This window comes from Paraclostridium dentum, assembly GCF_012922555.1.
Classification (GTDB): Bacteria; Bacillota; Clostridia; order Peptostreptococcales; family Peptostreptococcaceae; genus Paraclostridium; species Paraclostridium dentum.
Genome location: NZ_WIPK01000027.1, coordinates 1 through 9,338, shown reverse-complemented (window position 1 = coordinate 9,338; position 9,338 = coordinate 1). Strand labels below are relative to the sequence as shown.

General features: G+C 30.0%; 10 protein-coding genes. 9 read left to right on the top strand and 1 reads right to left on the bottom strand.

The genetic code is table 11. The annotated features are described in order from the left end of the window. Positions 1-274 precede the first annotated feature (274 nt). From GFJ41_RS17415 to GFJ41_RS18905, 5 genes are all read left to right on the top strand, one after another. Positions 275-1,183 carry a tyrosine-type recombinase/integrase gene (locus GFJ41_RS17415; protein WP_170075932.1) on the top strand — a complete coding sequence of 303 codons (909 nt, stop codon included), beginning with the start codon at positions 275-277 and terminating at the stop codon, positions 1,181-1,183. A gap of 190 nt (positions 1,184-1,373) precedes the next feature. Next, a complete protein-coding gene (locus GFJ41_RS17410; protein WP_170075931.1) occupies positions 1,374-1,877 on the top strand; it encodes a hypothetical protein in 504 nt (167 codons plus the stop codon). Between the two features lie 418 nt (positions 1,878-2,295). Next, entirely contained in the window at positions 2,296-2,502 is a 207-nt protein-coding gene (locus tag GFJ41_RS17405) for a hypothetical protein (protein WP_170075930.1), read from the top strand. 161 nt (positions 2,503-2,663) lie between these two features. Continuing rightward, the gene (locus tag GFJ41_RS17400; protein WP_170075929.1) at positions 2,664-3,245 is read left to right on the top strand and encodes a recombinase family protein; all 582 of its coding nucleotides are present in this window, start codon (positions 2,664-2,666) and stop codon (positions 3,243-3,245) included. Positions 3,246-3,371: 126 nt separating this feature from the next. Next, positions 3,372-3,494 (top strand): hypothetical protein, encoded by a 123-nt coding sequence (locus GFJ41_RS18905; RefSeq protein ID WP_264318553.1) that lies wholly within the window; start codon positions 3,372-3,374, stop codon positions 3,492-3,494. A gap of 68 nt (positions 3,495-3,562) precedes the next feature. Here the strand turns inward: GFJ41_RS18905 and GFJ41_RS18980 are convergent, their stop codons facing one another. Beyond that, complete coding sequence (locus GFJ41_RS18980; RefSeq protein ID WP_170075928.1) at positions 3,563-4,405, bottom strand: NlpC/P60 family protein; 843 nt, start codon at positions 4,403-4,405, stop codon at positions 3,563-3,565. 259 nt (positions 4,406-4,664) lie between these two features. Here GFJ41_RS18980 and GFJ41_RS19835 point away from each other — a divergent pair, with 259 nt between their 5' ends. From GFJ41_RS19835 to GFJ41_RS17375, 4 genes are all read left to right on the top strand, one after another. Further along, complete coding sequence (locus tag GFJ41_RS19835) at positions 4,665-4,817, top strand: tyrosine-type recombinase/integrase (RefSeq protein ID WP_170075933.1); 153 nt, start codon at positions 4,665-4,667, stop codon at positions 4,815-4,817. A gap of 873 nt (positions 4,818-5,690) precedes the next feature. Next, complete coding sequence (locus tag GFJ41_RS17385; protein ID WP_170075927.1) at positions 5,691-6,443, top strand: hypothetical protein; 753 nt, start codon at positions 5,691-5,693, stop codon at positions 6,441-6,443. A 269-nt stretch (positions 6,444-6,712) separates the two neighbouring features. After that, positions 6,713-7,963: a YonV family putative phage-derived protein gene (locus GFJ41_RS17380; RefSeq protein WP_170075926.1), complete on the top strand. Its 1,251-nt coding sequence runs from the start codon at positions 6,713-6,715 to the stop codon at positions 7,961-7,963. A gap of 404 nt (positions 7,964-8,367) precedes the next feature. Further along, positions 8,368-9,117: a hypothetical protein gene (locus GFJ41_RS17375; protein ID WP_170075925.1), complete on the top strand. Its 750-nt coding sequence runs from the start codon at positions 8,368-8,370 to the stop codon at positions 9,115-9,117. The last annotated feature ends 221 nt before the right edge of the window (positions 9,118-9,338 follow it).

The following is a 9,338-nucleotide window of genomic DNA, read 5'->3' as shown; positions in this document are numbered from 1 at the left end:
ATAGATTAGTAGACATGCTAGAAGATGATGATGATGTTCAATCTATAGCTCATAACTGGGAAATAGAAGAATAAAAATTCTAGACTAGCAGTACCAATGGTTTAGATTAGATTTGAACTGATAAATCTACTGTGTAATTGCAATAGTTAAGGTAAACGTAAAATATACTATATTAAATGATAATGAAATATGTATAGAGTGTTACGATAAATGAAAACACCTCTATGTTACGATGTATAGATTAATCTATGAAGTAATATGGAGGTGTTTTTATATGCTCTTAGACGATGTTTATAAAGAGTATATGTATGAAATTCAAATTAAAAGTTATTCTGAAAGAACAATAAAAGGATATAAGAATAATTTGAATAAGTTTTTTAACTATTGTAAAAGTGAATATGAGATAACTGAGATTGAGGAAATAAACCATATTCACATAAAGCAATATCTTAATTTCTTAAAGGGAAGAAACTTAAGTGAAACCTACATCAACACAATATTAAAGAATATCAGGAGTTTTTACACTTACTGCTATAAGGAAGAGTATTGCTTGAATGTAGCAAAGAAGGTGAGTTTCTTAAAGGAAAATAAGGTTATTATACAGACTTTCACAGATTCTGAGGTAAGAAAAATGTTGGATGCTTATAGGATGGACACTTATATAAATGCGCGTAATAAGTGTATTGTTGCATTATTAATCGATACAGGAGTAAGAAATTCAGAGTTATGTAGTATCACAAGATTAGATGTTAAAGATACGGTTATACACATTTTAGGAAAGGGAAGAAAGGAAAGAATTGTACCCATAAGTCCCATGTTAAAGAAGATAATGATAAAGTATGAACGTATTAGGGAGGTGTACCTAAAAGATAATATACTAAGTCATAACAATTATTTTTTAAGCTATAGATGTAAGCCATTAACGGTAGAGGCTATAGAGAGGGTATTAAAGATAGCAGGTAATAGAGCTAGGGTAAGAGATGATATAAGGTGTTCACCACACACTTGTAGGCACTACTTTGCTCAGACGCAGTTAAGAAATGGGCTGGATATATACAGTCTATCAAGATTGTTGGGACATGAAACTGTAGATATAACTAAGAGGTATCTACAGAGTATAAATGATGAAAAAATAATCGAAATGAGTATTTCTACAAGTCCACTTATGAACTTGAGGAGATAATGTTATTGATGTGTCATTTGCATACAAAGTATATGAGTTAGGATAAATGATAAGGCGTTAATATAATAACCTCTATACTTAGTATGCAACTTGAAAAATTTTAATTTAATATATTTCAAAATTAGATAAATTAATACAAAGAAGTAATGATACTATAACAATATAATAAGAATTAAAAGGGGATAGAGTTATGAAAAAAATATTAGTAGCGTTAATCATGTTATTATCATTGTCATTAGTGGGGTGTAGTAAAGCTGAGAAGGTTGTTAATTCAGAATATGTAAGTAGAATGGAAAGGTTGACACATGATACTATCAGAAATACAGAAGTTTATAATGAAAAGTATCTTGATTCAGAAGTAGTAAATGAAAAATATTTAGGAGGAAAAAGAGATAGCTACAAAGACTTTGCAGATGGACTGTCTGCATTTAGAACAGAAGATGAAGAAATTAATAAATTACATGATAAGATAAGAGATGTTTCCTTAGATTTGTATAACAGGATAAATGAAAAGATACAATTAGAAAGAGAGCAAACTAAGCTATATAGTAAGAGTGATTTGACAGATGAAGAAGAGAAACGATTAAAAGAAATTGAAAAAAGACAAAATGAACTAGAAGATATGCTTAAAAATCAAGAAGAGCACATTGGCAATATAGGTTATGAGATTTCAAAAAAAATAGGAGTAGAATAAAGTTTCTTAGAGGGAGCACACTTCCAATAGAAATCAAAAGAGAACTTACATTAGTAGGTTGCTATCTTATTTTAAAATTTATATACTACAATGATACAAACTAGAACTTTGGCAGGTGTATTTTATAAATCAAATGAATATATTGCACGAAAATATAACTTTATGATATAATTTGAGTTGAGAAAATATGTCACAAAAAAGCACTTACGGTAGAAGTACGTGCTTTTTTTATACCCAAATTGAATCTAGTTAGGTAAATGGATGTATTTGAATGCATATTTTGAAAGTGAAAATTTATAAAAAAGATATGTAAAGATTATATTAAATTCATATTTTAAGCCACTGGTTATCCAGTGGTTTTTTTGTGTTTAAAAATAAACACAATATCATTAATTTATTAAAGAAAGAAGGTGAAGTTATGAACTTATCACAAAAAACTAAAAACTTCATAGCTATATTAGGTGCTGTAGTAGGTGTTGTAGGTATAGCATTAACAGGTATTACTATAGGTCAATCTATAGGTAGTGAAAAACAACAGCAACAACATATCCAACAAGTAATAATAAAAGGTAATGTTACAGTTGGTAATGATGGTAAGATAATTGAAGTCACTAATGAGAATTAGTGGTTTTTATATTATTAAAAAAATAGTTGTTTTCATAAACAATTCATTATGGTGACATAATGTTAATATTGACACCAGTGAAGATGATATAGTAATATCAATACATATGGTGGTGTCATAAATAGGTGACAAAATGTATATTAAAATAAGGGGTGTCAAAGATGATATATGGATACATAAGAGTTAGTACAGTTAAACAAGCAAATGAGGGGAATAGTCTAGAGGGACAAGAAAAACGATTAATGGAAAATGGAGTATTAAAGGATAATATATATAAAGATGCTTACACAGGCACTAAGGCAGATAGACCACAGTTTAATAAGTTGCTAAATGAATTAGAAGATGGTGACACATTAGTTATAACCAAGTTAGATAGATTTGCAAGAAGCATGATAGAAGGTTCTAAGATAGTTAATGAATTGATAGAACGAGGTATAAAAGTAAATGTATTGAATATCGGATTAATGGACAATACACCAGCGTCTAAATTAATCAGGAATATATTTTTTAGTTTTGCTGAATTTGAAAGAGACATGATAGTTGAAAGAACTCTTGAAGGTAAGCAGATAAAGATGGAGAAAGATATAGATGCAACGCTAGGAAGACCTAAGAAATTTAAGAAAGCCCAAAGAGATAATGCTCTCAGATTGCTAGATAGTCATTCATATAATGAGGTTGCAGAAATGACAGGTATAAGTAGAAGAACTCTAATAAGATATAAAAAGGAGCACCAAAGACTATAACAAGACTAGGTTGGATAAGCTTAGTCTTTTATTGTGTCATCAATGATTGAATCAGAGCAAGGTTGGTGGCTGAAAGTATATAGTAATAAAAGAACTGTGTTGGGTAGTTAAGTATATTAGAAGTCAATGAGAGGAAATAAAACCCTATTTGATAAAGGGGATAAGTTCTGTATTGAAAATAAGGAGTTCAATAAGCAAGGCATATTGAGTATGGAACTTAAAAAGTCTATTGAAAAGTATAGTAAATAGTTAACATAAATAAGAGAGGTTAGTGTTTAAACTAACCTCTTTTACTTGGATTCAATCAAATTAAATTATTACTTAGGAACTTCTGCACTATTTGTTGTATAAAAATGGTCTGTGCCATTGAAACATCTATATACAGGATACGTTCCATCAGTTTGAGATGGATAAGCATAGAATGCTATACCTTCAAATTTATATCCATTGCTTCCATTACCCAGTTCATTGTAGCTAGAAGTGTATAAATGGTCTGTACCATTATAATATCTGTAAACTGGTACTGTTCCAGTTTTTTGAGATGGATAAGCATAGAATGCTACATTTTCAAACTTATATCCATTACCTCCACTACCTAGTTCATTGTAGTTAGGAGTATAAAAATGGTCTGTACCATTATAATATCTATATATTGGTACTGTTTCTGAGCTTTGAGATGAATTAGCATAGAATGCTACATTCTCAAAGTGATAAGGAGTGGTTGGCTTATCCGAATTTGATAATATTCTTCTAGAAGCATGATAACTCCAAATTTTGGATATTTTAACAACATCTCCACTTTGTGGTGCATGTATTATTTGATTATTTCCAACATATATACCTACATGGGTAGAACTTGTAAAAACTAAGTCACCTAACTGTAAATCTGATTTTGAAACTGAAGTACCTGCATTAATTTGAGTACTAGTTGTTCTTGTTATGTCTATTCCAAACTGTTTGTATACATACTGAGTTAACCCTGAACAATCAAATGAATTTGGTCCGGTTGCTCCCCAAACATAAGGCTTGCCCAAATGTCTCTTTGCCTCAGCAACTATATCTTCCCCTCTAGTTGCGGCATGAGCTTGTATCCCTGATGTTAATACAATAGATATCAGTAATGTAAAAACAGCCAATAGTTTTGAAATTTTTCTTTTCATTAATATAACCCCCTTTTTATGTCAAAAATTCCCTAAATTAATTATAACACTCCATATATATATGTTAATGTATAATTGTAAACAAATATTTACAATTACAAACTAAATTCGACAACTGTAGTTGTTGTACATAATGGTGAATAACCAGCTATAATATGAATTATAGGTGGTTATTCAAAGGTAGAGGGATAGATAGGATGGCAAAGAGAAAGTTACCTGAGTTCTTGACAGAACAGGAGCAGGAACAGTTGATAGGGGCATAAACAAGAAGGTAAGTCCGCACACACTGAGACATAGCTATGCTACAGACTTATTGAGACATACTAAGAACATCAAATTAGTACAAAAGGCACTGGTACATGAGGATTTAAGTACAACAATGATATACTCATATAGTAGATATAGTGGATGATGAATATAAGTAAGAGCTAAAGAACCTAAGAGACTAAGTGTAACAAGCTTAGTCTTTTTATTATGTGTTAAATGATTAGAGCATAATAAGATTGGTTACTGGAAGCATATAGTGACAAAAAACGCTTATAGAGTTATTAAGTAACTAAGTAACAAGGTAGAACAGATGAATTGAACAGTCTATAATCACTCACGTTAACTCAAGTCACAGAGCTGATAAAATCGTAGTTTTAATAAGTACGATTAATAAACCTAACAAAGTACAACCCTGACCCTCTCAGAGCAATTCTAAGAGGGTTTGTCCATTTCAGAAAGTTACACTTCGTCTATAACTGAAAATGGATTCTATGAGGTGTGGATTGAGTGACTTCTTCTCTCTTCAAAGGAATTGTGTGTCCCATTTACCAAAACCATTTTCATTTGGTCAAAAACATGTCTGTATCTAATGTATATTCATAGAAAAAAATTTTTACTCGGGTCGGGTGCATTTACAACAATAATCTCAACAAAGACTACAAGATATAGTGCCCTTATAATAACTCGGGCTACATGTTATCCGACAAATTATAGGAGTTACATGTCAACCGACATGGGGGGTACTTCCATAAATCAAAGTGGGGTGGGAAAATGGGAAGAAAGTTAGTTATCTAGTATTCATAGAAAAAAATTTTTTCCTTACAAAACACTATAAATTATAGTAGTTCTATAGGTGTCTCAAAATGTTGGAAATGCTGTTTTCCTTGACATTTTCCTAAGGGCGTGGTATAATATCCAATGTTAGATAAATTTGTCTAACACTTTTTAAAAATCTTTAGGAAAACGAATTTTCTGAATTGAAAGGAAGGTAATTATTATAACGAAAGAAAAAGCAGATTTGAAAGATACCCTAAAAACATGTAGCTATTGTAAAGAAAAATACTTAGCAAGTGTTACAGATGCATCAACTAAGTTTGGAGCATATAACAATGGGAGAGGTTGGTACTACTATTCTTGGTGTAGGGATTGCTTTAGAGCTAAAAATGGTACGCAGAATAAGAGAAAGAAGCCTGAAGAATTTAAGGCGATGATGAAAGCTAAGAGAGAGGAGGAGAGAAGAAATAGACCTTGGAGTGTATATCTAATTACTATTGATACTACAAAACTAGATGATAGAGTTAGAAATAGGTACAAAAGTATACATGGAAAGTACTATTATGTAGGTATTACTAAGCAAGAGATTAATGAGAGATGGAATGAACATTTATATACACTAAAGACAGGCGACCATTCAAATTATTATTTGAAGCATATATACTCTAATATAAGAAGTTTATATAATGAAATGTGTGACTATGAATTTTATAACTTAATGAAAGATGGAGTAATTAAGTTTGAAATTATAACAGAACTTGATAAAAACATGAGTGAGAAAGAAGCCAAAATATATGAAGCATTTGAAGTTAATAGATTACTGTATGATACTAGACTCAAAAACAAGGATGGATATAATAGAATGCTAGGAAATAAAAAGGATGAATTAGACTTATGCTTAATAACAGATGAAATGGTAACAAATATTGAACATTGTGGCTATAATAAACGATTAAAGGTAGAAAGAGAAACAAAAAAAGATACCCGAAAGTCTTGAAGTAAAGAGTATCTATATCAAAAGGTTATTATATATAGCAACACATATCCTATAGATTACCGTCTATAGATAAGATGGAAATTACCGTTTCCTTCTTAAACAATGTAGTTGTATATTATTTTTTTGAATTAAAGTGTAATATATACCCATTATATATTACACTTTAAATTATACAATGAAAATATAGATATTGCAACTAAATTTTAGTACTTTTTATGTGTTGTTAATATACAACTATAAAATAAAATAATTTAAAGGAGAAGATTTAAATGGAAACAAAGATAACTGTAGTTGATGCAATATGTGGAGCAGGTAAAACAAGTTGGGCGATACAACATATGAAAGAGCCCTTTGCAGGAAGGTTTATATATGTAACACCATACTTAACTGAAATACAAAGAATAATAGAAAGTACAGATGGGGATTTTAAAGAACCGACTAATAATAATGAACATGGTAGTAAAGCTGAAGACCTAAGACATCTAGTATCTAGAGGAGAAAATATAGTATGTACACATGAGTTGTTCAAACTATGTGATAAGGAGTTGTTAGAGCTTATAGAAGAAGTGGGATACACCTTAATCTTAGATGAAGTTCTTAATGTAATTAATCCAATTAAGATTACACCAAGGGATTTAAAAATGCTTATTGAAAGTAAGGTAATTAAGATAGATGAAAAAACTGGTTTTATTGAATGGATAGATTCTGAATACAAAGGAAAGTTTGAAGAATTAAAACACCTCTCTAAGAATGATAACCTGTTTCTATTCAATAATACATTTGTATTTTGGACTTTACATCATAAATCATTTGAGGTGTTTGAAAAGGTGTACATATTAACATATCTATTTGATGGACAGATACAAAGATACTATTATGACCTACATGGATTTACTTATCAAAAGAAGTCTGTAACAAAGGTTAATGATAGATATGAGCTTGTTGATTATAACAATAGATTAGACAATAGGGAAATGATAGCTAAAAGACTTAATATATATGAGGATAATGGTAAATCTAAGTTGAACTCAAACTACTGTAAGAAACCAACACACACAATGTTCTCATCAACATGGTTAAAGAGATGTGATAAAAACTCTTTAGACAGGTTGAATAAGAATCTAAGGAGCTTTTTTACCAGTCAAAAGGTAAACTCTAAATCTTCATTTTGGACTACACTTAAAGATATAGCTCCAAGTTTGAAAAGTGATAAGGCGATATATTACAAAACCAAAAAGAAGGACAATTTTGTAAGTATAAACATTAGAGCTACTAATGACTATAGAAACTGTACTGCATGTGCATATATATTCAATAGATTTATGAATCCTATTGAAAAATCATTCTTCGAGTTTCATGGAGTTAAGGTAGATGAAGATACTTTAGCTGTGAGCGACCTTATACAATTTATCTTCAGAGGAACTATAAGAAATGACCAAGAGGACACTGTACTAAATGTATATATTCCATCGATGAGAATGAGAGAATTACTTTACAAGTTTTTAAGATATGAAATATAGCATTTGTGTAGCTCACACAAATGCTATATTGGACAATAGTGATTGCAATGGGTTTCGAGGTTAACCCTTATGGTAAGAAAATACAAAAAGGACATGATTAATTGGTAGTGAATCCAATATAAGTAAAATTAAGGGAGGTTCGCTTAAACTTCAATATACTATCTCCATCATCAACTACTAGCATACGAGCTGTTAGTATAACTAGAGTTGATGTATGGTGAGTAGGATGAAAACGGTTATACCGAGGGGTTTAAGGCGTGTAAAGCTTCCTCAAGGCGAGATAAGTGTTTGAATCATTACTAGTAGACAATTAAATTTAAGTATATAATTACTTTACGTAGATATTAAAGATGAATTTAAATTATAAGATATAGATAGGTAGTATAAGTAGGGAGATGAGTGTAATGAACAACATTTTGAAGAAAATAAATGGGGTAGTAAAATCAAAAAATATGTACATTATACAGCTCATTGTAGTTGTTATATTAGCTTTTAGTTGGAAATTTGAGTTAGGGGATTTATTATCTTTTGTAGGTTCTATAATAGGGGTACTGGGAGCTTACTACATATTTGATATGGGAAGAAGAAAGGAGATAGAAGCCAAAAGAGATACACTCTATATGCTTTTAGACTATACAATAGAAAGCACTATGCATATATTAGATGGACATATAGGAGATGAGGTAGATGAATTTTGTAATGTATACATAAGTAAATATGGAATAATAGATGATAGTTGGTCAATTGATGATATTATATGTATATATGAAGAGGATGTCATAAATGTAGAGATAAGAAAAGAATTTAGAGATAGAGCTTTTGTATTTCATGGTGTACTGGGTGAGCATGAGAGAGACATGTTAAGCTTTTATATATATGATTCCAACTGGAGTTCATATATTCCTTATGTAATCACTGAAGATAGGCAACGTATTGTAAACTGGTTTACATACTTAAGTTCAGCCAAAATAGGAAAGGAACTAATTAATGATTATGATGAGGAATGGTTTATAGATGAAAGAGATTTTGCTATAGAATGTTTAAACAGATATTATGATTCTATTGGAAAGCGTGGGTATAAAAAAGAAAGCTCTAAAGATGTAACTAAAAGATACATAAAGGAAGAATTAAAAAGTAGAAAGTTTAATGTATAATTTTAGATGTAGTTATATACAGATGCTATGAAATATGTTATCTTAGGTTTAGGTAGCATTTATTAATAAAAAAATATACTATTATAGATTAAGATATACATAGCAATTTTATTACATTATAATATAGTAAGAAGTGGTAGTTTCCAGAAGTTAAATTATTACCACAAACAACTACTAAATTAACAGAAGAAGAACAATTAAAGTTCATGAATAGATTAGTA

Coding starts and splice junctions, on each gene's coding strand:
- GFJ41_RS18980 (WP_170075928.1), bottom strand. CDS start 4,405: ATGAAAAGAAAAATTTCAAAACTATTGGCTGTTTTTACATTACTGATA.
- GFJ41_RS17375 (WP_170075925.1), top strand. CDS start 8,368: ATGAACAACATTTTGAAGAAAATAAATGGGGTAGTAAAATCAAAAAAT.
- GFJ41_RS18905 (WP_264318553.1), top strand. CDS start 3,372: ATGAGAGGAAATAAAACCCTATTTGATAAAGGGGATAAGTTCTGTATT.
- GFJ41_RS17400 (WP_170075929.1), top strand. CDS start 2,664: ATGATATATGGATACATAAGAGTTAGTACAGTTAAACAAGCAAATGAG.
- GFJ41_RS17380 (WP_170075926.1), top strand. CDS start 6,713: ATGGAAACAAAGATAACTGTAGTTGATGCAATATGTGGAGCAGGTAAA.
- GFJ41_RS17410 (WP_170075931.1), top strand. CDS start 1,374: ATGAAAAAAATATTAGTAGCGTTAATCATGTTATTATCATTGTCATTA.
- GFJ41_RS17405 (WP_170075930.1), top strand. CDS start 2,296: ATGAACTTATCACAAAAAACTAAAAACTTCATAGCTATATTAGGTGCT.
- GFJ41_RS17415 (WP_170075932.1), top strand. CDS start 275: ATGCTCTTAGACGATGTTTATAAAGAGTATATGTATGAAATTCAAATT.